Annotated in this window: 21 protein-coding genes and 1 other RNA gene; 13 read left to right on the forward strand and 9 right to left on the reverse strand. The window is 68.1% G+C overall.

Features of this window, described 5'->3' with window-relative positions; translation table 11 throughout:
- Positions 1–4 precede the first annotated feature (4 nt).
- Positions 5–1,219: a Na+/H+ antiporter NhaA gene (nhaA, locus tag DT074_RS10685; RefSeq protein ID WP_119419833.1), complete on the forward strand. Its 1,215-nt coding sequence runs from the start codon at positions 5–7 to the stop codon at positions 1,217–1,219.
- Here nhaA and DT074_RS10690 read toward each other — a convergent pair.
- Entirely contained in the window at positions 1,203–1,403 is a 201-nt protein-coding gene (locus DT074_RS10690) for a hypothetical protein (RefSeq protein WP_119419834.1), read from the reverse strand. The genes nhaA and DT074_RS10690 overlap by 17 nt on opposite strands.
- A gap of 210 nt (positions 1,404–1,613) precedes the next feature.
- On the opposite strand from DT074_RS10690, the gene DT074_RS10695 reads away from it, so the two are divergent.
- Genes DT074_RS10695 through DT074_RS10710 form a run of 4 tightly spaced genes read left to right on the forward strand, consistent with a single transcriptional unit; the run spans position 1,614 to position 4,626 of the window.
- The gene (locus tag DT074_RS10695) at positions 1,614–2,351 is read left to right on the forward strand and encodes a ZIP family metal transporter (protein ID WP_368744594.1); all 738 of its coding nucleotides are present in this window, start codon (positions 1,614–1,616) and stop codon (positions 2,349–2,351) included.
- A gap of 58 nt (positions 2,352–2,409) precedes the next feature.
- Positions 2,410–2,697: an encapsulin-associated ferritin-like protein gene (locus DT074_RS10700; RefSeq protein WP_119419835.1), complete on the forward strand. Its 288-nt coding sequence runs from the start codon at positions 2,410–2,412 to the stop codon at positions 2,695–2,697.
- A gap of 16 nt (positions 2,698–2,713) precedes the next feature.
- Positions 2,714–3,427: a class I SAM-dependent methyltransferase gene (locus tag DT074_RS10705; protein WP_368744595.1), complete on the forward strand. Its 714-nt coding sequence runs from the start codon at positions 2,714–2,716 to the stop codon at positions 3,425–3,427.
- Positions 3,427–4,626: a glutaredoxin domain-containing protein gene (locus tag DT074_RS10710; protein WP_162914803.1), complete on the forward strand. Its 1,200-nt coding sequence runs from the start codon at positions 3,427–3,429 to the stop codon at positions 4,624–4,626. Before DT074_RS10705 ends, DT074_RS10710 begins: the two co-directional genes overlap by 1 nt.
- A 4-nt stretch (positions 4,627–4,630) precedes the next feature.
- Here the strand turns inward: DT074_RS10710 and DT074_RS10715 are convergent, their stop codons facing one another.
- The 3 genes from DT074_RS10715 to tkt form a co-directional block, all read right to left on the reverse strand.
- Positions 4,631–5,827, reverse strand: a complete 1,197-nt coding sequence (locus tag DT074_RS10715; RefSeq protein ID WP_119419837.1) for a phosphoglycerate kinase — start codon at positions 5,825–5,827, stop codon at positions 4,631–4,633.
- A gap of 24 nt (positions 5,828–5,851) precedes the next feature.
- Positions 5,852–6,859 carry a type I glyceraldehyde-3-phosphate dehydrogenase gene (gene gap / locus DT074_RS10720; protein WP_119419838.1) on the reverse strand — a complete coding sequence of 336 codons (1,008 nt, stop codon included), beginning with the start codon at positions 6,857–6,859 and terminating at the stop codon, positions 5,852–5,854.
- A 218-nt stretch (positions 6,860–7,077) separates the two neighbouring features.
- Positions 7,078–9,072 carry a transketolase gene (tkt, locus tag DT074_RS10725; RefSeq protein ID WP_119419839.1) on the reverse strand — a complete coding sequence of 665 codons (1,995 nt, stop codon included), beginning with the start codon at positions 9,070–9,072 and terminating at the stop codon, positions 7,078–7,080.
- Between the two features lie 158 nt (positions 9,073–9,230).
- On the opposite strand from tkt, the gene DT074_RS10730 reads away from it, so the two are divergent.
- The 6 genes from DT074_RS10730 (at position 9,231) to DT074_RS10755 (ending at position 12,191) form a co-directional block, all read left to right on the forward strand.
- Positions 9,231–9,494 (forward strand): DUF4164 family protein, encoded by a 264-nt coding sequence (locus DT074_RS10730; RefSeq protein ID WP_162914804.1) that lies wholly within the window; start codon positions 9,231–9,233, stop codon positions 9,492–9,494.
- A 27-nt stretch (positions 9,495–9,521) separates the two neighbouring features.
- The gene (locus tag DT074_RS10735) at positions 9,522–9,851 is read left to right on the forward strand and encodes a cell division protein ZapA (protein WP_119419841.1); all 330 of its coding nucleotides are present in this window, start codon (positions 9,522–9,524) and stop codon (positions 9,849–9,851) included.
- A gap of 16 nt (positions 9,852–9,867) precedes the next feature.
- Positions 9,868–10,022, forward strand: a non-coding RNA gene (gene ssrS / locus DT074_RS10740) — 6S RNA.
- An 18-nt stretch (positions 10,023–10,040) separates the two neighbouring features.
- Positions 10,041–10,601, forward strand: a complete 561-nt coding sequence (locus DT074_RS10745; protein ID WP_119419872.1) for a 5-formyltetrahydrofolate cyclo-ligase — start codon at positions 10,041–10,043, stop codon at positions 10,599–10,601.
- A complete protein-coding gene (locus DT074_RS10750) occupies positions 10,598–11,413 on the forward strand; it encodes a TIGR00282 family metallophosphoesterase (protein ID WP_119419842.1) in 816 nt (271 codons plus the stop codon). The genes DT074_RS10745 and DT074_RS10750 overlap by 4 nt, the downstream gene beginning before the upstream one ends.
- A gap of 22 nt (positions 11,414–11,435) precedes the next feature.
- Positions 11,436–12,191: an SDR family oxidoreductase gene (locus DT074_RS10755; RefSeq protein ID WP_119419843.1), complete on the forward strand. Its 756-nt coding sequence runs from the start codon at positions 11,436–11,438 to the stop codon at positions 12,189–12,191.
- Here the strand turns inward: DT074_RS10755 and DT074_RS10760 are convergent.
- Positions 12,165–12,797 (reverse strand): TetR/AcrR family transcriptional regulator, encoded by a 633-nt coding sequence (locus tag DT074_RS10760; RefSeq protein WP_162914805.1) that lies wholly within the window; start codon positions 12,795–12,797, stop codon positions 12,165–12,167. The genes DT074_RS10755 and DT074_RS10760 overlap by 27 nt on opposite strands.
- Before the next feature lie 154 nt (positions 12,798–12,951).
- On the opposite strand from DT074_RS10760, the gene DT074_RS10765 reads away from it, so the two are divergent.
- Both DT074_RS10765 and DT074_RS10770 read left to right on the forward strand, forming a co-directional pair.
- A complete protein-coding gene (locus tag DT074_RS10765) occupies positions 12,952–14,097 on the forward strand; it encodes an aromatic ring-hydroxylating oxygenase subunit alpha (RefSeq protein WP_162914806.1) in 1,146 nt (381 codons plus the stop codon).
- A 43-nt stretch (positions 14,098–14,140) separates the two neighbouring features.
- A complete protein-coding gene (locus DT074_RS10770; protein WP_368744596.1) occupies positions 14,141–15,238 on the forward strand; it encodes an LLM class flavin-dependent oxidoreductase in 1,098 nt (365 codons plus the stop codon).
- Here DT074_RS10770 and DT074_RS10775 read toward each other — a convergent pair whose 3' ends face one another.
- The 4 genes from DT074_RS10775 to DT074_RS10790 form a co-directional block, all read right to left on the reverse strand.
- A complete protein-coding gene (locus DT074_RS10775; protein ID WP_119419847.1) occupies positions 15,239–16,543 on the reverse strand; it encodes a TRAP transporter large permease in 1,305 nt (434 codons plus the stop codon).
- A gap of 30 nt (positions 16,544–16,573) precedes the next feature.
- A complete protein-coding gene (locus DT074_RS10780; protein WP_119419848.1) occupies positions 16,574–17,095 on the reverse strand; it encodes a TRAP transporter small permease in 522 nt (173 codons plus the stop codon).
- Positions 17,096–17,102: 7 nt separating this feature from the next.
- The gene (locus DT074_RS10785) at positions 17,103–18,122 is read right to left on the reverse strand and encodes a TRAP transporter substrate-binding protein (protein WP_119419849.1); all 1,020 of its coding nucleotides are present in this window, start codon (positions 18,120–18,122) and stop codon (positions 17,103–17,105) included.
- 126 nt (positions 18,123–18,248) lie between these two features.
- Positions 18,249–21,182 carry a CHAT domain-containing tetratricopeptide repeat protein gene (locus DT074_RS10790; protein ID WP_119419850.1) on the reverse strand — a complete coding sequence of 978 codons (2,934 nt, stop codon included), beginning with the start codon at positions 21,180–21,182 and terminating at the stop codon, positions 18,249–18,251.
- Positions 21,183–21,255: the final 73 nt, after the last annotated feature.

Below are 21,255 nucleotides of genomic sequence, written 5' to 3' on the forward strand. Positions count from 1 at the left end.
GGCCATGGCCCTGGCATCGACGATCCGGGATTTCATGCGGCTGGAGGCGGCCGGCGGCATCGTGCTGGTGATCGCCGCCGTCGTCGCGCTGATCCTGGCGAACTCGCCGCTGGTCTGGCTCTACGATGCCTTCCTGTCCATCCCCGGCGCGGTGCAGATCGGCACCTTCGAGATCCGGAAGCCGCTGCTGCTCTGGCTGAACGACGGCTGGATGGCGGTGTTCTTCTTCCTGGTCGGCCTGGAGATCAAGCGCGAGTTCGCCGATGGCGAGCTCTCCAACCTCAAGGCGGCCGGCCTTCCCATCATCGGCGCGATCGGCGGCATGGTGGTGCCGGCCCTGATCTATGCGCTGTTCAACCTGGGAAGCGGCGTCGACCTGCGCGGCTGGGCCATCCCGACCGCGACCGACATCGCCTTCGCGCTCGGGGTGATGAGCCTGCTCGGCTCGCGCGTGCCGGCCAGCCTGAAGGTGCTGCTCACCGCCATCGCCATCATCGACGATCTCGGCGCCATCGTGATCATCGCCGCCTTCTACACCTATGACCTGTCGCTGGTGTCGCTCGGATTCGCCGCGTTGGCGCTGATCGGCCTGGTCGCGCTCAACCTGGCCGGCGTGCGCCAGATCGTGCCCTATCTGCTGCTGGGCGCACTGCTCTGGGTCTGCGTGCTGAAATCCGGCGTGCATGCGACCTTGGCCGGCGTGGCGACGGCGCTCGCCATCCCGCTCAAGGGCTTCGACGAGCAGGGCCGGCTCTCGGACGACCAGCATGATTCGCCGCTCCGCTATCTCGAGCACCTGCTGCACCCCTGGGTGGCGTTCCTGGTGCTGCCGGCTTTCGCCTTCGCCAATGCCGGCGTGTCCTTCGTGGGGCTCGGCTTCGGCGCCTTCACCGACACGGTGACGCTCGGCATCGCGCTCGGCCTTTTGATCGGCAAGCCGATCGGCGTGTTCGGGGCTATTCAGCTTGCCGTCATGACCGGATTCGGCCGCATGCCGGAGGGAGTATCGGCGCGCCAGTTGCTCGGCCTCGCGGTGCTCTGCGGTATCGGCTTCACCATGAGCCTGTTCATCGGCGGGCTCGCCTTCACCACGCCGGAACATGCGGCGCAGGTCCGCCTCGGCGTGCTCACCGGCTCGGTCATCGCCGCGGTGATCGGTTATGCGCTGCTGGCTGGGCGAAGCGCGGTCCAGCCGCCAGGCGCTAACCCTGGCTCTTGAACGTCAGGAACATCAGCGCGAGGTACACAACCGGGATGACGATCACCACGATCGCCTCGACGATACCGGGTGCCGGGCAGTCGGTGGCAAACATGCGTTGCACCACCCATATGTCGGCAAGAATGACGACAGCAACGCCGATGATCCACGGGAGCAGGGGTTGCCGCTTGCTCGCCTGCGCCATATGCAGTCCCTCCTTCGCGAGTTGACCTCCCGCACCGGCGCCATGCCTCGGTCAGCCGTGATCGGCAACCGAGCGGGATACGCTTCCTGAAGCCAAGTTAGGCAAGTGCCGCCCGGCTGCCTTGCGGTGCATCAATGTCGCCCGCCGGCCAGACGCCATCATCTGTGCGCTGGCAGCGACCACTCTCCAGCGGATCGGAGCGGGGCAGGCGTGATCTGGTGGGTCCTCATATTCGGCACGCTCGGCAGCGCCGGCGCCACGGCTGGATCGGCGGCGGTTATGACGCTGCCCAAATCGACGCGCCGGAACGTCGTGCCGTGGCTGCTCGCCTATGCGACGGGGACGCTGCTTGGCGCAGCCTTTCTCGGCATGATCCCGAAAGCATTTGCCGAAGCACCGGCGCGGGACGTGGCGGCCACGCTTCTCGCGGGGATCGTCGCCTTTTTTGCACTGGAGAAGCTGGTCATCTGGCGTCACTGCCACGAAGACCGTTGCGAAGTGCATGGCGCCGCCGGTCCGCTGATCTTGATCGGCGATGCCTTGCACAATTTCGTCGATGGCGTGGTGATCGCCGCAGCATTTCTGATTTCCGTTCCGGTCGGCATAGCTACCGCCCTCGCCGTGGTCGCACACGAGCTGCCCCAGGAGGTGGGCGATTTCGCCATCCTGCTGGAAAGCGGCTATAGCCCTTGGAAGGCGTTCCTGCTGAACGGCCTGTCCGCCAGCGCAACACTTCCGGGCGCCGTCATCGCCTACTACTGGCTGGTCGAGGCGCTGGAGGCCCTGCCCTATGTGCTGGCCGCTTCCGCGGCCAGCTTCATCTATATCGCGGCGGCGGACCTGATTCCGACCCTGCACCGCAGGGCGAGCGCAGCTGCTGCGCTAGGTCAGCTTGCGCTGCTGGCCGCGGGCATTGCGACGATTGCTCTGTTGACCGGCGGGCATTGATCCAAGCGCCGGTCGAACGAAGGCGACGCACACCGCCTACTACACAAGGAGATTTGCTGTGGCACACGAAGGACTGCACGAAGCGGCGAGCGAGCTGAGCGAGGAAACGCGCGACATGCACCGCGCGATCATGTCCCTGATCGAAGAGTTGGAGGCGGTGGACTGGTATCACCAGCGAGCCGACGCGTGCAGGAACAAGGAGCTCAAGGCGATCCTCGCGCATAACCGGGACGAGGAGAAGGAGCATGCCGCCATGCTGCTGGAGTGGATTCGACGCAATGACGATTCCTTCTCCAAGGAGCTGAAGGACTATCTCTTTACGGAGAAGCAGATCGCCCACGAATAACGATCGGGGGGGCGCAGTGGCGCAGGACAATCCACTGCCAGCCCTGGGCCCGCCGGCATACGCGCGGTGGCGGGCATCGACGATCGGCGAGATTACCGAACGGATCGAGCGTGGCGTGATCCTGGATCTCATTGGTGAGGTCGGCGGGCGCCGTGTTCTCGATGTCGGCTGTGGTGACGGGGCATTGGCCGTGGACCTGCTCCGGCGTGGCGCGGAGGTCACGGGCATCGACGTATCCTCCGCCATGATCGAAGCGGCGAAGCGACGCGCCGCCGGGCTGCGAGGCGATATCGCCTTCGAAATCGCGGATGCCCGCAAGCTGCCGTTCCCGGACGCCAGTTTCGATGTCGTGACGGCGATCACCATCCTCTGCTTCATCGAGGATGCGCAGCCGGTCTTCCGCGAAATCGCGCGGGTTCTTCGGCCCGGTGGCCGCCTGGTCATCGGCGAGCTCGGAAAGTGGAGTTCCTGGGCCGCCGCGCGGCGCATCCGCGCGTGGCTGGGGTCGCCGCTGTGGCGGGCGGCCAGGTTTCGCACGCCGGGCGAGCTTCGGGCGCTCGCCTCGATGGCTGGCTTGCAGACGGAGATCGTGCGCGGCGCGGTCTACTATCCCCGTTGCGGCTTCGCGGCGCGGATCCTCACGCCGTGGGATCGAACCTTCGGTCGTTTCACCAGCATTGGGGCCGCATTTCTGGCGCTTGCCGCCGTCAAGCCCGCCGGCGCGCCGTGATGCCGGCGCGCCGGCTGCTCCTGGCGGCGATGCTGTTGATCGCGACCGTCATGGGGGGCGCGGCGCAGCCGCGTGACCCCGCAGGTCCGGTCGACATCTATGTCTTCTGGAGCCGCGCCTGCCCACATTGTGAGCGGGCGCTCGACTTCCTCGGCCGCCTGAAGGAGGAGCAGGCGGCGCTCCGCCTGCACACATTCGAAGTCGATGAGGACGACGACGGCGCGGCGCTGTTCCGCCGCGTCAACGAGAAGCTCGGTGTCGCGGCGCCGGCGGTGCCGATGATCATCGTCGGCGATGCGGTCCTGATCGGTTATGGGAGCGACGACACGACCGGAAGATCCATTGCAGCCCATGTGCGGGCATGCCGCGGCCGGGCATGCGTCGATATCGTCCAGCCATTGATCGAGCCGCAGCGCCGGAAACCCGGGCCCCGGATCGAACGCCCGCCGATACCGAAGACGATCCGCCTGCCGCTGGTCGGGGAGATCGAGACGGCGGGTCTGTCGCTGCCTTTGCTGACCGTGGCGATGGGGGCGGTGGACGGCTTCAACCCCTGCGCCATGTGGGGACTGGTCTTCCTGATCGGACTGCTAATCGGGATGACGGACCGGCGACGGGCTTGGCTGCTCGGCAGCGTCTTCGTGGCCGTGTCGGCGCTGGTCTATTTCGCGATGATGGCCGCTTGGCTCAATCTTCTGCTGCTGCTCGGCGCGTTGCTCTGGATCCGCGTGGGTGTCGGCGTGGTCGCGCTGGCCGGCGGCGCCTATTACCTGCGCGAGTTCGCGCGCGGTGACCCTTCATGCAGGGTGACTGCGCCGGCAACCCGCCGGCGACTGATCGATCGCGTGAAGGAGGTGACGCAACAGCGCCAGCTCGGCCTTGCCCTGGTCGCGGTTGCCGTCCTCGCGGTGGCGGTCAACCTGATCGACCTTCTTTGCTCGGCGGGGTTGCCGGCCGTCTATACCGAGGTGCTGGCGCAGAGCCGGCTGCCGCTCTGGCAGTACTACGCGTATCTCGCGCTCTACATCATCGTGTTCATGGCGGACGATCTGGTGATTTTCGCCTCCGCGATGACGACGCTCAGCCTGAGCACGGCAAGTATCGGCTACACGCGATATGCGAGCCTCGTCGGCGGCGTTGTGCTGCTCGGTATCGGTGTGCTGCTGCTCTTTCGTCCGGAATGGCTGGCGTTCCAGTAGATGGTCACGGCTGCTCCAGCGCCTTGACGCCGGGCAGAACCTTGCCCTCCATCCATTCGAGGAAGGCGCCGCCGGCGGTCGATATGTAGGTGAAGTCGTCGGTGACGCCGGCAGCGGCCAGCGCCGCGACGGTGTCGCCGCCGCCGGCGACGGTCAGCAGCTTGCCCTGCCGCGTCAGCGCCGCGGCAGCCTTGGCGAGCGCCATGGTGCCGGCATCGAACGGCTGGGTCTCGAAGGCGCCGACCGGGCCGTTCCAGACCAGCGTCTTGCAGCCTTCCAGCGCCCTGGTCAGCGCGGCGACGGATTTCGGCCCGATATCCAGGATCATCGCGTCGGCCGGCACCGCATCGGCGGCGACGACGCGGCTTGCGGCCCCCGCCTTGAACTCGTTCGCCACCACCGCGTCCTCCGGCAACAGCACCTCGCAACCCTTCGCCTTCGCCTTCTGCAGGATCTCGCGCGCGGTGCCGGCGAGGTCGCGCTCGCAGAGCGATTTGCCGACCTCTTTCCCTTGCGCGAACAGGAAGGTGTTGGCCATGCCGCCGCCGATGATCAGGCGGTCGACCCTGGCGACCAGGTTGCCGAGCAGGTCGAGCTTGGTCGAGACCTTGGCGCCGCCGACGATGGCGGCAACGGGCCGCGCCGGCTTGTCCAATGCCTTGGCGAGCGCATCGAGCTCGGCCTGCATGTTGCGGCCGGCCAGCGCCGGCAGCTTGCGCGCCAGTCCTTCGGTCGAGGCATGCGCGCGGTGTGCGCAGGAGAAGGCGTCGTTGACATAGAGGTCGCCGAGCCTGGCGAGGCCGTCGATGAAGGCGGGCTCGTTCTTCTCCTCGCCGGCATGGAAGCGGGTGTTCTCGAGCAACAGGATGTCGCCCGCCTTCAGCTTGGCGACCGCGCCCTCCGCCGCCGGGCCGACGCAGTCCTCGGCGAAGCCGACCGGGCGCCCGAGCCGGCCCGCCACCGCCTCGGCCACCGGCTTCAGCGACTGTTTCGGGTCCCGCTTGCCGTCGGGCCGGCCGAAATGGGCGAGCAGGATCACCTTGGCGCCCTTGTCGGCCAGCTCCCGGATGGTCGGCAGCACGCGATCGATGCGCGTCGCATCGGTCACCTTGCCGTCCTTCATCGGCAGGTTGAGGTCGACGCGGGTCAGCGCCCGTTTGCCCTTGACGTCGACGCTGTCGAGCGTGCGGAAGCCCGGCATGGCCTGTACCTCAGGTTTCCTGGCTCAGAGGAACTTCGCCATCACCATGGCGGTGTCCGACATGCGATTGGAGAAGCCCCACTCGTTGTCGTACCAGGAGAGCACGCGCACCAGCTTGCCCTCGATTACCTGGGTCTGCTTCAGGTCGAAGGTGGAGCTGGCGGGATTATGGTTGAAGTCGATCGAGACAAGCGGCTCGCTGTTGGTGGCCAGGATGCCCTTCAGCGGGCCGTTCGCCGCTTCGGTGATCAGCTTGTTCACCTCCTCCACGCTGGTCGGGCGTTTGGGGATGAACTTGAAGTCGATCAGCGACACGTTCGGCGTCGGCACGCGGATCGAAGTGCCGTCCAGCTTGCCCTTCAGTTCGGGCAACACCAGGCCGACCGCCTTCGCCGCACCGGTGGTGGTCGGGATCATCGAGACGTTGGCAGCGCGGGCGCGGTGCAGGTCCTTGTGCAGGATGTCATGCACCGGCTGGTCGCCGGTATAGGAATGCACCGTGGTCATGAAGCCCTGCTCGATGCCGATGCCGTTGTTCAGCACATAGGCGACCGGGGCGAGGCAGTTGGTGGTGCAGGAGGCGTTGGAGACGACGACGTGATCCTTGGTCAGCTTCTGGTGGTTCACGCCGTAGACGACGGTGAGATCGGCATCGCCCGACGGGCCTGAGATCAGCACCCGCTTGGCGCCGGCCTCGAGATGCGCCGCCGCCTTGGCGCGCTCGGTGAAGATGCCGACGCATTCCATCGCGATGTCGACCTTGAGCTCCTTCCACGGCAGCTTCGCCGGATCGCGCTCGGCGGTCACCTTGATCGGGCCATAGCCAACATCCATGCTGTCGCCCTTGACCTTCACCTCGTGCGGGAAGCGGCCGTGCACGCTGTCGTAGCGCAGCAGATGGGCATTGGTCTCGACCGGGCCGAGGTCGTTGATGCCGACAACCTGGAGGTCGGTCCGGCGGCTTTCCGCGAGCGCGCGGAAGACGAGCCGGCCGATGCGTCCGAAACCGTTGATCCCAACGCGCACAGCCATGGTGATTCCTCCGAGAAACAAGGGTTCAGGGTCCGAGACCCGGTTGGGGCGGGTTTTAGTCGCTCGACTTCGCGCGAGCAATGTCGCCGCGGGATATAAGCGTTGCGTTAATCGAAAAGTTTCCGGCGCAACCGCCCGTTTACCCTGAAATTGCACAAACTTCCGGGTCGACCGGCACGAGGCGCGGAACGAATTGTCCCGGCCTTATCACGGTGCCGTCAACCGAGCCGCGCTTTCGCCGTCGCGGCCACCGCCTCCGGCGTGATGCCGAAATGGCGGTAGAGGTCCTGATGCGGCGCGCTGGCGCCGAAGCCCGTCATGCCGACGAAACCGTCCTTCTTGCGGAGATAGCGCTCCCAGCCCTGCGCCACGCCGGCCTCGACGGCGATGCGCACCGTGTCGGCGCCGAGCGTCTTCAGCTGGTAGTCCTCGCTCTGCGCATCGAACAGCTCGAAGCAGGGCACCGAGACGACGCGCGTGCCGATGCCGTCCTTCTGCAGCAGGTCGCGCGCGGCGAGTGCAATGGCGATCTCCGAACCGGTGGCGAGCAGGGTCACGCGCGCCTTGCCCTCGGCCGGCTTCAGCTCATAGGCGCCGCGGGCGCAGAGGTTCTCGGCCGCGTGGGTGAGACGGACCGCGGGCAGGTCCTGCCGGGTCAGCGCCAGGATCGAGGGCGTCTTCGCCGATTGCAGCGCGAGCTGCCAGCATTCCGCCGTCTCAACCGCATCGGCCGGCCGATAGACGTTCAGGTTCGGGATGGCGCGCAGCGCCGCCAGGTGCTCGACCGGCTGGTGCGTCGGGCCGTCCTCGCCGAGGCCGATCGAATCATGCGTCATGACATAGACGACACGCTGGCCCATCAGCGCCGACAGCCGGATCGACGGGCGGCAATAATCGGTGAACACCAGAAACGTGCCGCCATAAGGAATGACGCCGCCATGCAGCGCCATGCCGTTCATGGCCGCCGCCATGCCGTGCTCGCGGATGCCGTAATGGATGTAGCGACCGGTGAAATCGGCCGCCGTGATCGGCTTGAAGCTGCCGGTCTTGGTGTTGTTCGAGCCGGTCAGGTCGGCCGAGCCGCCGAGCGTCTCGGGCAGCGCCGGGTTGATCACCTCCAGCGCCATCTGCGACGATTTGCGGGTCGCCCAGGCCGGCTTGTCGGTGGCGAGCTTGGCCTTGTAGGCCTCGATCGCGGTGTCCAGGCCCGCCGGCAGCGTGCCCGACATGGCGGCATTGAAGGCCTCGCGGGCTTCCGATGCCGCCAGGCGGCGAGTCCAGTCTGCCCGTGCCGGCGCGCCGCGGCGGCCGGCGGTTGCCCAGGCTTCGGCGATGGCGGCCGGAATCTCGAACGGTGCCGCGTTCCAGCCGAGCGTGGTCCGCGCCCCGGCCACCTCGTCGGCGCCGAGCGGCGAGCCATGCGTCGCCGCGGTGCCCTGCTTCTTCGGCGCGCCGCGACCGATCACCGTCTTGCAGGCGATCAGGTTGGGGCGATCGCTCTTCTGCGCCGCCGCGATCGCCTGGGCGACCGCCTCCGGGTCGTGGCCGTCGACCGCCCAGGTCGCCCAGCCGGCCGCCTTGAAGCGGCCGATCTGGTCCTCGCTGGTCGAGAGCGAGGTCGGGCCGTCGATCGAGATGCCGTTGTCGTCGAACAGCACGATCAGCTTCGACAAGCGCAGATGCCCGGCCAGGCCGATCGCCTCGTGGCTGATGCCTTCCATCAGGCAGCCATCGCCGGCGATCGCATAGGTGCGGTGGTCGACCAGCGCGTCGCCGAAGCGCGCGTTCAGCACCCGTTCGGCGATCGCCATGCCGACGGCGTTGCCGAGGCCCTGGCCGAGCGGGCCGGTCGTCGTCTCGATGCCGGCGCCATGGCCGAATTCCGGATGGCCGGCGGCGGGCGAGCCGAGCTGGCGGAAGTTCTTCAGGACGCCGATATCCCAGCCGGGATAGCCGGTCAGGTGCAGCAGCGCATAGAGCAGCATCGAGCCGTGCCCGGCCGAGAGCACGAACCGGTCGCGATCCGGCCAGGCAGGGTCGGCGGGGTCGAATTTCAGGAATCGGGTGAACAGGACCGTCGCCACGTCGGCCATGCCCATCGGCATGCCGGGATGGCCGGAATTGGCCTTCTGAACCGCGTCCATCGCGAGCGCGGCGATGGCATTGGCCATGTCGCGGTGGGCGACCTGGGTCTTCACAGCGGAATCGGGCATATCGGGGATTTCTCAAATGCGCAGGCGGCGCCTAAATGACGGTGCCGGCCGCCCCCGTCAACCGCTTCGTTGACGCGCATTCACAGGCGTCTCTATATGTTCGGCTGCTGTGGCGCGCCCGATGGGGGAGGAAGCGTCGCCGCGCGCCTTGGGGTAGCATGACCGAGATGGAGACCGTGCAGGATCGCCTGCGCCGCGCCGTGGAGCGCGTTGAGCAAGCCGTGGCCCGGCCGGACATTGCCGGCGCCACCGCCGCTGCCGCCCGGGGCGAGCTCGCCGCGCTGCAGGCCGAGCGCGACCGTCTCGGTCGTGCCCTGGTGCATGCGAAGTCCGATAACGCGGCGCTCCGCGCCGTGGCGGACCAGGTGACGGCGCGGCTCGACCGCGCCATCGAGCAGCTCAAGCTGCTGCTCGGTCGCTGAGCCGCCCGCCAAAGCCGAGGGGTGCGAATGGGCCAGGTCCAGATCAACGTCAACGGCCGCAGCTACGAGGTCGGCTGCGACGATGGCGAGGAAGACAAGGTCCGCGATCTCGGCCGGCTGCTCGACGAGCGGGTGCACGGCATCGCCCAGGCGGTCGGCCAGGTGGGCGAGGCCCGGCTTCTGCTGCTGGCCTCCCTGACCATGGCGGACGACCTGGCCGAGGCCCAGCAGGAGGTCGATCAGCTCCGCGCCGCCCTGAAAAAGGCCAAGGACGGCCCGGTCGGCGATGCCAAGGCGGAATTGGAGGCCCTGGCCCGTCGGCTGGAGACGGTTGCGGAACGGCTGGAGGGTACCTAGGTTCTATGGCGTGGACGGCTTGCTGGTCCCCGCGTTAGGCCATCAATCCCCGGGGCCAATGAATCTCTCCTGGGAGCTGCCTCTGTCGAGGCCCTGGTCTCGTTACGTGGCGCCCACCTGGTTTACCAGGCCGCGAGGGATGAATCGGCCGACGGTTGTACCGGCACCGTCCACACCTATCCCTTCCCGATGAACGAGAGCGCGGCCACGAAGCGGGCCCTGCGGGCGAGCTTGCGGGTGCGCCGCAAGGCGGCCGCTGCGGCCGATCCGGCGGCGGCGGAGCGGCTGGCGCAGATTTTCCTCTCGCACCTTTCGCTGGCCGCCGGCGCGGTGGTGGCCGGCTATAGCGCCGTGCCGCCGGAACTCGACCCTGCGCCGCTGATGACGGCCCTGGCGGCCGGCGGCCATCCGTTAGCGCTGCCCTGTACCGGGCCGCTCGGGACCGTGCTGGTGTTCCGCAGCTGGCAGCCGGGCGACCCGCTGGTCAAAGGCGCCCTCGGCATCGAGGAGCCGCGGCCGGAAGCGCCGAGCGTGCTGCCCTCGGTCGCGCTGGTGCCGCTGCTCGGTTTCGACCGGCGCGGCCATCGCCTCGGCCAGGGCGGCGGCTACTACGACCGGACATTGGCCGCGGGCACCATGCTGGCCATAGGCCTTGCCTACGCCGCTCAGGAGGTCGAGGTTCTGCCGGTCGAGCCCTGGGACCGGCGGCTCGACTGGATCGTGACCGAACGCGAGGCGATACGGGCGTGAGAGTTCTCTATTTCGGCGATGTGGTGGGCCGGGCCGGGCGCGACGCCCTGCTGGCGGCGCAATCCGATCTGCGCGCGCGGCTCAAGCCCGATTTCATCATCGCCAATGGCGAGAATGCCGCTGGCGGCTTCGGCATCACGGGCAAGATCTGCGAGGAACTCTACGCCGCCGGGATCGACGTCATCCTGCTCGGCAACCACGCCTTCGACCAGCGCGAGACGCTCGGCTATATCGGCGGCGACTCGAAGCTGCTCAGGCCGCACAACTTCCCCAAGGCAGTGCCGGGGCGCGGCGCGGCGATCTTCAAGAACGGCAAGGGCAAGCGGCTCGGCATCATCCATGTTATGGGCCGGGTGTTCATGGACCCGCTCGACGATCCGTTTGCTTCCGTCGCCGGCGAGCTGCCGAAGATGACGCTTGGTGGGTCGGTCGATTTCCTGCTGGTCGACATCCATGCCGAGGCGACGTCGGAAAAGATGGCGATGGCGCATTTCTGCGACGGCAAGGCCACCGCCGTGATCGGCACCCACAGCCATATCCCGACCGCGGATGCGCAGATCCTGCCGGGCGGCACCGCCTATCAGACCGATGCCGGCATGTGCGGCGACTACAACTCGGTGATCGGTATGGACCCGGCGGAGCCGATGAACCGCTTCGTGCGCAAGGTGCCGGGCGGCAAGTTCGAGGCGGCGCTGGGGCCCGCCACCGTGTGCGGCGTGCTGATCGACAGCGACGATGCGACCGGCCTTGCCCGCCGCATCGAGCCGATCCGCCTCGGCGGCCGGCTGAAGGCGGCGCTGCCGGAGGCGTAGAAAATCACGGGAGGAAACCGATATGCGCGGATTGCGCGGCAAGACGATCATCGTGACCGGCGCGGCCAGCGGCATCGGCCGCGCGGTGGCGGAGCGGCTGGCGGAGGAGGGCGCCGCGGTCGGCATCTTCGATCTCAACGCCCAGGGCGCCGAAGCGGCCGCGGGCTCGATCCGTCAGGCCGGGCTGAAGGCGGCACCCTATGCCGTCGACATCACCGACTACGCCGCGGTGGCGAAGGCGGTGGCTGCGTTCGAGGCGGCGGCGGGGCCGGTCGAGGGGCTGGTCAACAATGCCGGCTGGGACAAGGCCGGTCCGTTCGCCAAATCCGCGCCGGCCGACTGGAAGAAGATCATCGACATCAACCTCTACGGCCCGCTCAACATGACGCATGCGGTGCTGCAGGGCATGGCGAGCCGCGGCCGCGGCCGCATCGTCAGCGTGTCGTCGGATGCGGGCCGGGTCGGCTCCTCCGGCGAAGGCGTCTATTCCGCCTGCAAGGGCGGCATCATCGCCTTCACCAAGACCCTGGCGCGCGAGCATGCCAAGGCCGGCATCACGCTGAACACGGTCTGCCCCGGCCCGACCGATACGCCGCTGCTGGCGAGCTTCGATCCTTCCGGCAAGCTGCCGGAAGCGCTGAAGGCGGCGATCCCGATGCGGCGCCTCGCCCAGCCCTCCGACTATCCCGGCATCATCGCCTTCCTGCTGTCCGACGATGCCGGCTTCATCACCGGCCAGACGATCAGCGTGTCAGGCGGGCTGACGATGCATGGCTGAGGGGGCGAGGATGCCGTCCAGAACCATCGCGGTTGCTTCCGCGGCGATGGCGCCGACCGGCTTGAGGCCGGGCTTGTACCACTCGCTGGCGTAGTTCAGCGTGCCGAGGATCAGCACGCGGAGCAGGCCGAGATCGGCGCCGGCGCGGATCGCGCCGTTCGCGCGGCCCGACCGCAGCAATTCCTGCCAGAACTCGCCGTAGGCTTCGCGCAAGGGCCAGACCTTGGCCCGCACCTCCGGCGGCACATGGCCGATGATGCGGATATCGGCCGAGGTGTAGTCGGTGAGGCGGAGCAGGGCGTCGAGATGGGTGGCGATGGCGACAGTGAGGCGCGTGCGGAAATCCGCCTCCGCCGGCAGATCCTCGACCGCCCGGCGCACCGCGTCGGAGACGAGCGTGGTGCCGATGCGCAGCACCTCCTCGACCAGCTCTTCCTTCGACTCGAAATGGTAGTACAGGCTCGCAGTTCTCAGGCCGGCCGCCTCGGCGATGTCGCCGAGCGTGGTGGCGGCATAGCCGCGCTCGCGGAAAATGCGGGCCGCCGCGTCCAGCACCCGCTGCCGGGTCGCCGCCGATTTCCGCAAGACGGGCGATGCTTCGTTCACGCCGGTTCTCCGCTCGCCCGTTCTACCGACGGCCACCTGTCCCGAGGCATTCTGCGACCCCGGGACGGGCGGCCTTGAGCGCTTCCTCGCCTTGACGTGGCCTATTTTCTAACTAAAATTAGATAGAAATCAAGCCCCGATGCGGGAGGCGACGGTGCAGCACCAGAAACAGGTGGCGGAAACCCGGCGGCTGTTCGACCTGATGGCGCGCGGCACCACCGATTTCGCGCCCGAAATCTGGCGCGAGCCGGTGGCGGTTTATGCCGACCCCGCCCATGCGGCGCGCGAGCAGGAAATCCTGTTCCGCGGCCGGCCGCTCGCCGTTGCGATGTCGGCCGAACTGCCGCGGCCCGGCGATTTCCTGACCGACGATCTCGGTCCCGCGCCGCTCATCCTCACCCGCACGGTGGCGGGGGAGGTGAAGGCCTTCCTCAATGTCTGCCGCCATCGCGGCGCCCGCGTGGCGGAAGGCAAGGGCTCGAACAAGCGGCGCTTCATCTGCCCCTATCACGCCTGGACCTACGACAACGAAGGCCGCCTGGTCGGCATCCCGGAGCAGGAGGCGTTCGAGGGCGTCGATTGCGCGACGCATGGCCTGACGCCGCTGCCGGTCGCCGAGCGGCACGGCATCATCTGGGTGCAGTTCGATCCGAAGGCGTCGTTTGATGCGGAGGCCGTGCTCGGCCCGCTCGACGCCGAACTCGCTGCCTACAACTTCGCCGGCTATCACTTCCACGAGCGCCGCACCATGACGGTGCCGATCAACTGGAAGCTGGTCGTCGACGGCTTCCTCGAAGGCTATCACCTGCGCTCGCTGCACAAGAAGACGGTGGAGCCGATCTTCCTGTCGCGGCATTGCTCGGCCGAGGTCTACGGCCCGAACGTGCGCATGATCATCCCGCGCCGTTCCTTCCCGGAGATGCAGGGCCAGCCGGAACAGAGCTGGGACCTGGTCCGCCACACCGCCATCATCTACGTGCTGTTCCCCAACACGGTGATCGTCGTGCAGGGCGACCATATCGAGACCTGGCACTGCTATCCGTCGGGCGGCAAGGTCGACGAATGCACCTTCCATCTCGGCTTCTACGTGCCCGAGCCCGCCATGACTCCAAGCGCGCATGAGCATTGGCGGCGCAACATGGACCTGGTGCTGGCGACGGTGAAGGACGAGGACATCCCCACCTCGCGCGGCATCCAGACCGGCGCCACTTCGGGCGCGCAGACGCATGTGGTGTTCGGCCGCAACGAGCCGGCGTTGATCGGCTTCCACCGCGCGCTGCGCGACGCGATGGCCGCCTGAAGCAGAGCGAAAAGTCCGGAGGGAACGCCCCATGCATGTTGGAATGACGACCTTCTTCCAGAACCTGGGCGGGCATTCCGACGCGCAAGTCTATGCGCACGAGATGTCGCTGGCCGAGCTGGCGGAGCCGATGGGCTTCGATTCCGTGTGGTCGGCCGAGCATCACTTCGACCACTACACGATGTGCCCGAACGTGGCGCAGTTCCTGACCTGGATGGCCGCCAAGACGAGGAAGGTCAAGCTCGGCTCCATGGTGATGGTGCTGCCCTGGCACGATCCGGTGCGGGTCGCCGAGGAGGTCTCGGTGCTCGACCATCTCTCCGGCGGGCGCGTCATCCTCGGTATCGGCCGCGGGCTCGGGCGGATCGAGTTCCAGAATTTCCGCCTCGCCATGAACGAGAGCCGCGAGCGCTTCACCGAATATGCCGCGGCGCTGCTGGGTGGGCTCGAGACCGGCTGGATCGAATCCGACGGCACCTTCTACAAGCAGCCGCGTGCCGGCATCCGGCCGCGTCCGATCAAGAGCTTCCGCGGCCGCACCTATGCCGCGTCGGTCTCGCCGCAATCGCTCGAGATCATGTGCAAGCTCGGCGTCGGCCTGCTGATCATCGCGCAGAAGCCGTGGGAGACCACGGTGAAGGAGCTCGGCGAGTACCGCGCGCGCTACAGGGAAGTGAACGGCACGGCGCCGCCGAAGCCCCTGATCGCCAGCTTCGTCGCCGTCCATGAGGACGAGAACGTGGCGCGGCAGATGTTCGAGAATTACATCAAGGGCTACAGCCGCTCGGCGCTGGAACATTACGAGTTCCACAACGAGGGCCTCGCCGACATCAAGGGGTACGAGTATTACGGCAAGCTCGCGCAGAACATCAAAAAGCACGGCATGGACGCGTTCGTGAACTTCCTGTCCGAGCTGCAGGTCTGGGGCACGCCCGACCAGGTCTACGAGAAGATGCTGGCGCACCATAAAATGGCCGGCACCTCGGGCTGCATGGCCGCCTTTTCCTATGGCGGCATGCCGCACGACATGGCGCGGGCCAATATGAAGCTGTTCGCCGAGAAGGTGCTGCCGCGCCTGCAGGCGGTGCCGGTGGACGAGACCGTCGGCGAAGCCGCGCCGCTCGCGATCGCGGCGGAGTAGCTAGCGCCCCATCGTCGAGGGCAGCCAGAGCGCGATCTCGGGGAAGATCACCAGGATCGTGATCAGCACGACCTGCGCCACCACGAAGGGCGCGACGCCGGCGAAAATCCGCTCCAGTGGCACGTTGCCGGCAATGCCCTTGATGACGAAGACGTTCATGCCGATCGGCGGCGTGATCAGGCCGAGCTCGACCACCATCACCACGATGATGCCGAACCAGACCGGGTCGTAGCCGAGCTCCTTGATGATCGGGAAGAAGATCGGGATGGTCAGCAACACCATGGCGAGCGAGTCCAGCGCGCAGCCGAGCACCACGTAGAGCAGCAGGATCACCACCAGGATCGCCGTCGGCCCGAGCGGCAGGGTGGTGATCCAGTCGCTGACCAGGTTGGGGATCGCCGCCAGGATCAGGAAGTTGTTGAGCAGGATGGCGCCGATCAGGATGGTGAAGATCATCGCCGTCGTCTTCACCGTATCGATCAGCGAGCCGAGCAGCAGGCCGCGGCTGAACCGGCGATTGATCACCGCGAGGGCGAGGGCGCCGATGGCACCGACGCTCGCCGCCTCGGTCGGCGAAAAGATGCCGGTATAGATGCCGCCGATCACCAGCAGGAACAGCGCGACGGTGCCCCACACGTCGCGCAGCACGGTGACGCGCTGGCGCAGGGCGACGCGAGGGCCCCGCGGGCCCAGCGCCGGATTGATGCGCATGGTGATCGAGATGGTGATCATGAACACGACCACCGTCAGCAGGCCGGGCAGCATGCCGGCCAGGAACAGGCGCGAGATGCTGGTCTCGGTGAGCAGGCCGTAGAGCACCATCAGCACGCTCGGCGGAATCAGGATGCCGATGGTGCCGCCGGCGGCGATGGCGCCGGTGGCGAGCCGGTCGTCATAGCCGTGCCGGCGCATCTCCGGCAACGCGATCTGGCACATGGTCGCGGCGGTGGCGAGGCTGGAGCCGCAGATCGCCGCGAACGCGCCGCAGGCGCCGATGGTGGCGAGCGCGAGCCCGCCGCGGCGATGGCCGAGCCAGGCGTTGCAGGCGCGGTAGAGGCCTTCGCTTAAGCCCGCGCCGCCGGCGATGAATCCCATCAGCAGGAACATCGGCACGACGGAGAGGTTGTAGGTGATGCCGGTCTCGTAGGCGGTCTGGCCGAGCAGCGCGAGGGCCGCGTTGAGGTCGATCAGGAGCGCCATGCCGGTGAAGGCGGAAAGCCCCATGGCGAAGCCGATCGGCATGCCGGCGGCGAGCAGCACGAACAGCAGAGCGAATACCAGGATCGAGAGCAGCGTCGGATCCATGCGGGCGGCCTTGTTCCGATGCGGCTTTCGTCAGCGGTGGAGAGTGCGCCTGAGCGCGCCGAGCGCGTGCACGGCGAGCCCGGTCAGCAGCAAGAGCGATGCCGCCGCGATGGCGAAGGCGACCGGCCAGAGCGGGATAGCGAAGACCGGCGTGTAGTCGCCCTTGGCATAGAGGCTCCCGGCGCGCAGCCAGATCTGCCACACCATCAGGGTGAGGAAGCCGAGCGCGAGCAGGCCGGTCGTCGCCTCGAGCGCCGCGCGCAGGCGCTCGCCGACGCGCAAGGTGACGATGTCGACGGTGACATGCCCCTTCTCATGCGTGGTCAGCCCGAGGCCGAGATAGACGATCAGGCCCATCGCGAACTCGGTGATCTCCACCGAGAAGATGAACGGCTTGTTGAAGAAATAGCGGGCGACGACATCGCAGAACGTCATCACGGCAAGCGCGGCGAGAACCGCCGCTGCGATATGGGCGAGCAGGGAAGAGGCCCGCCGGTTGCACCGGCGGGCCCATCCTTCGTCGGACGTCGGCCCGTCGCCCTCCGGCGTCATCGTCAGGTCAGCTCGAAGCCGCCTTGACCTCCGCCTCCAGGTCGCCGAGCAGCTTCTCGCCGTCGACGCCCAACTCCTTGGCCTTTTTCAGCCAGTCCTTGCGCACGAATTCGAGCAGCGGCTTCCACCGCGCAAGCTCGGCGGCGGACAGCGTATCGATCTTGTTGCCGCGCTTCTTGGCGCTGTCGCGGCTCACCGTGTCGGCGGCGTCCCAGGCCTTGCCGAAGAAGCGCGAGCCGGCCTCGCCGCTCGCCTTCATCAGCGCCGCCTGGTTCGCCGGCGTCAATTTGCCGAGCGCGGCCGGGTTGATGATGATGGCGAAGACGGAAGTATAGAGGCCGCCCGGGATCTCCAGGTGGTGCTTCACCATCTCGGTCAGGCGGAAGCTGTCCATCGCCTCCCAGGGGAAGAACACGCCGTCCACCGTGCCGCGCTGCAGCGCCTCATGCGCCTCGGTCGCCGGCATCGACACAACCGACATGCCGAGCGCCTTGGCGATCGGCACGCCGGAGCCGCCGACCCGCATCTTCAGGTCCTTCAGCTGCTCCAGCGTCACCGCCGGCTTCAGGCTGTGGATGGTGCCCGGGCCGTGCATGAACACCGTCAGCAGCCTGGTGTCGGTGAACTCCTTCTCCGCCAGCTTGTTCTTCGCATACCACTTCCACAGCGCCGGGCTGCAGGTGGTGGCGTTCAGGCACAGGAACGGCATCTCGCCGGCGCGGATCAGTTCCTGGCGGCCCGGCGTGTAGCCCGGGATGTGCCAGACCATGTCGCGCACGCCGTTCTTCACCAAGTCGTACTGACCGTCCGGCTTGGCGAGCGGCGCCTTGTCCAGCACGACGGTGAGATTGCCGCCGGAGGCTTCCTCGATCGTCTTGATCCAGGCTTCCTGGGTCTTGACCATGTGATGGCTGGGCCCGGCCCAGTGCGCCATCCGCAGGGTCTGCTTCTGCGCCCAGGCGGTGCCGATGCTCAACGTGGCCGCCGCGCAGGCGGCCAACAACAATGCGACGGATTTCCGCTGCATATCCGAGACCTCCCCAAGGTTCGTACGCGCGGGCAATTTGTTGTCCGAACCCGTCGCGAATTTGTTGAGCCTAACAGCAATCGGCGCGGCGCCCAAGTCGCCTCGTGCCGGTCGGGGTGTCGCCGCTCAGCTGTCGGCGACGACGACGAAAGCTGCCCACACCGCGGGATGGGCGGTGGCCGGCTGGTCCATCAGCGTCAGCATGCCCGCGCGGAGCGCCGCCGCCCGGCCGGCCTCGCGCTTGCCCGCATAGGCATCGAAAGTGCGGGCCATCAGGGCCGTCGTCGGCTTGGAGAAGACCGGCCAGTGCGATGCCAGCACGGCGCGGGCGCCGGCGTAGAAGAACGCGCGGGCCAGGCCCGACAGCGCCTCGCCGGCCAAATCGCCGCCGGGACCCGCCGTGTTGCAGGCCGACAGCACCACCCAATCTGCATCCAGGCGCAGATTGGCCACCTCGCTCGCCTCCAGCAGGCCGTCGACCCGGCCGACCCGCCGTTCCGGCGGCGCCAGCGCCAGGGCCGGTTCGTTCAGGCAGCGCGCCTCGCCGGCCAGCAGGCCGTGCGTGGCGAAATGCACCACGCGATAGCGCGAGAGGTCGGTGGTGACGATCGCCGCTTCGGTCGCCTTGGCGCCGGTGATCGTGGCCGTGGATTGCGCGCCGAGGGCGCGCGCCACCGCCTGCACCTCGTCGCGCGTTTCCGGCAGGCGCGGCAGCTTGCGCAGCACCGCCGCATCGATGCCCTCGTCCATGCGGCAGGCGGCGAGCACCTCGCCCAGGCCGCGCTGGTCGCCGGCGGCGCCGGCAAAGCTCGGATCACCGATGCCGATATAGGGCTCCGGCGCCGGCGGCTTCGCGCCGGCGCGGCGCAGCTGGGCGAACGACCGCAGCGACGTCGCGACCGAGATGACATGGCGCCGTGCCAGCCATGGCTGGCCGGCATAGCCGGTGCCCTTCGACGGCTCGGTCAGCAGCACCCCGGGCGGCAGGCTCTGCAGCGCGCCGCCCGGCACCACGATCAGCCGCGTGGCGCCCGCCAGTGCCGGCTGCACGCTGCCGAACAGATCCTTGTAGAGCCGATGGGCGAGCGCGAGATCGAACGGCCGCTCGCGCCCACCCTGCCAGTCGAGCCCGGCGCGCAGCTGCGCCACCTGCTCCTCGATCGCCTGGTCGCGGCTCGGGCTGGCGCCCACCGTCACCTTGCCGCCGGCGCGGATCACGATCGTGTAGGTGCCGAACCGCGTTGGCAGGATCTGCACCAGTGCCTCGTCCGGCTTCAGCAGCTGGCCGAGCTCGGCCGGCTGTGCCGGCTGGGTTGCGACCAGCGCGGCATAGCGCGGGAAGCCGGCCTGCAGGCGCTGCTCCGCATTCGCCACCTGCGCCACCGCCTTCTCCAACTCGCCCTGCAGCTGCTTCTCCCGAACCGTGTCGCGCTTTTCGTCCTGCTCGGGGTTCTGCAGCCGGGCAAGACGGGTGCGGATCTCGATCTCGCGCTTGATCGCATCCTGCAGGGCGCGGGCGGCATTGCCGGTCGCGGCGTCGCTGGCTTCGAGGCGCGCCGCCATCTTGTTGATGGCGTCGGAGGTGACGCCGGCGCCGGGCTGCTGGGCCACGATGGCGGCGAGCTCCAGCGCGTGCGGCGTCTGGCCTGGCGCTTCGGCCGACGCCTTCAGCAGGGTTGCGATCGCCATGCCGGCCTGCTCGACGGTGATGCCGAGCCCGCCCGGGCTCTCCTTCGCGGTGACGGCGATGGCGCGATCGATGATCGGATAGGCGGCTGCGGCGCCCCGCTCCTCGCGAACCACGCGGGCCAGTTCGAGCAGCGACTGGCCGAGCCGGCTGCCGTCGCCGAACAGCTTCTCGCGCAGCGCCACCGCCCTTTCCATCTCCGCTCGCGCCTCGGCCAGGCGGCCCAGGCGCAGCTTGGCGATGCCGAGCGCGACATGCGTATTGCCGACCAGGGGATGTGCATTGCCATAGCCCGGAATGAGCAGACGCAGGGTTTCCTCACCGGCCGTCACCGCCTCCTCGTAGCGGCCGAGCGCGTTCAGCGCCTCCAGCTCGAACAGCACCGACTGGCCGAGTGCGCGCGCGTTCAGCTTGCGGTCGCGGCGTACCTGCAGGCCCTCGCGCACCAGCGCCAGCGCAGCCTCCTTGTCGCCCGTGCGCAACGCCAGGCCGCCGCGATAGGTGAGCACCAGGCCTTCGTCGTCGGCCCGGGGCGACAGCCGCGCGCGCTTGGAGGCTTCGACCAACACGCGCTCGGAATCTTCGAGGCGATTCATCAGGTAATAGGTCAGGCCCAGATCGCCATAGATGCGCCCGAGCGAGGGATGATCGTTGCCGATCAACCGGCCCCAGGCGTCGAGCAGTTGACGGAAGGTCTTCTCGGCATCGCCCAGCCGTCGGGCATAGACCTGCGACAGACCCAGCTCGCGCAGCTCCAGCACGGCATTGGCGTCGGAGGCGGTGATGCGCGCGGCCTCGGTCTTGTGGATGGTCTCCCAGCTGCGGATCAAAGCGGTGCGCGAGCCTTCCCTGGCCTCGCTGGGCGGTTGCTTGCCGCTCATCACGGCGATGGCGCGCTCGGCGACCGCGAGATTGGTCGGCAGGGTCTCCATGGTCCAGATGTTGCCTTCGAACCGCGTGGTGAAGGCGACGACCGGAAATCCCAGATCGCGGTTCCGGCAAGTGCGGAAGGCGGCCGGGTTGCCGCTCAGCACCGTGCCCGGCTGGGCCGGATCGCAATCGGCCAGCCGCTGCTGATAGGCGCGGGCCCAGTTGCCGTCGACGATGAAGGCCATGGGATTGAAGCGGTCGCTGCCGCGAAAGCTCTGCGCCAGCGCGCTCGGCTGCCGCCAGGTGCCGCAGAACAGGCCGAACCGCTCGATCGGCACGTTGGCCACGGTCAGCCGCTCGGTCAGGCGCAGCTTGCATTCCTCGCCCGACAGGTTGCGGCCGACGCCCGCTTCGTCGCCGATCTCCTTCAGCTTGACCTGGGCATTGGCGGACGCCGCCAGCACAAGGGCGGCGAGGATCGGCAAACAGGCAGTCGGGCGCATCGGCTGTCCCTTCGCGATCGGGGCGTCACACCGTAGCACCGGCCGAGGGAATTGGCGCACACGCCGGAGGGCC

Source organism: Desertibaculum subflavum (assembly GCA_003576705.1).
Taxonomy (GTDB): domain Bacteria; phylum Pseudomonadota; class Alphaproteobacteria; order Ferrovibrionales; family Ferrovibrionaceae; genus Desertibaculum; species Desertibaculum subflavum.

Bases quoted from the DNA above. Each gene is read 5' to 3' on its own strand.
- nhaA (WP_119419833.1), top strand. From the start codon at position 5: ATGGCCCTGGCATCGACGATCCGGGATTTCATGCGGCTGGAGGCGGCC.
- DT074_RS10690 (WP_119419834.1), bottom strand. From the start codon at position 1,403: ATGGCGCAGGCGAGCAAGCGGCAACCCCTGCTCCCGTGGATCATCGGC.
- DT074_RS10710 (WP_162914803.1), top strand. From the start codon at position 3,427: ATGCCGGCGCGCCGGCTGCTCCTGGCGGCGATGCTGTTGATCGCGACC.
- DT074_RS10715 (WP_119419837.1), bottom strand. From the start codon at position 5,827: ATGCCGGGCTTCCGCACGCTCGACAGCGTCGACGTCAAGGGCAAACGG.
- gap (WP_119419838.1), bottom strand. From the start codon at position 6,859: ATGGCTGTGCGCGTTGGGATCAACGGTTTCGGACGCATCGGCCGGCTC.
- tkt (WP_119419839.1), bottom strand. From the start codon at position 9,072: ATGCCCGATTCCGCTGTGAAGACCCAGGTCGCCCACCGCGACATGGCC.
- DT074_RS10730 (WP_162914804.1), top strand. From the start codon at position 9,231: ATGACCGAGATGGAGACCGTGCAGGATCGCCTGCGCCGCGCCGTGGAG.
- DT074_RS10735 (WP_119419841.1), top strand. From the start codon at position 9,522: ATGGGCCAGGTCCAGATCAACGTCAACGGCCGCAGCTACGAGGTCGGC.
- DT074_RS10745 (WP_119419872.1), top strand. From the start codon at position 10,041: ATGAACGAGAGCGCGGCCACGAAGCGGGCCCTGCGGGCGAGCTTGCGG.
- DT074_RS10755 (WP_119419843.1), top strand. From the start codon at position 11,436: ATGCGCGGATTGCGCGGCAAGACGATCATCGTGACCGGCGCGGCCAGC.
- DT074_RS10770 (WP_368744596.1), top strand. From the start codon at position 14,141: ATGACGACCTTCTTCCAGAACCTGGGCGGGCATTCCGACGCGCAAGTC.
- DT074_RS10775 (WP_119419847.1), bottom strand. From the start codon at position 16,543: ATGGATCCGACGCTGCTCTCGATCCTGGTATTCGCTCTGCTGTTCGTG.
- DT074_RS10780 (WP_119419848.1), bottom strand. From the start codon at position 17,095: ATGACGCCGGAGGGCGACGGGCCGACGTCCGACGAAGGATGGGCCCGC.
- DT074_RS10785 (WP_119419849.1), bottom strand. From the start codon at position 18,122: ATGCAGCGGAAATCCGTCGCATTGTTGTTGGCCGCCTGCGCGGCGGCC.
- DT074_RS10790 (WP_119419850.1), bottom strand. From the start codon at position 21,182: ATGCGCCCGACTGCCTGTTTGCCGATCCTCGCCGCCCTTGTGCTGGCG.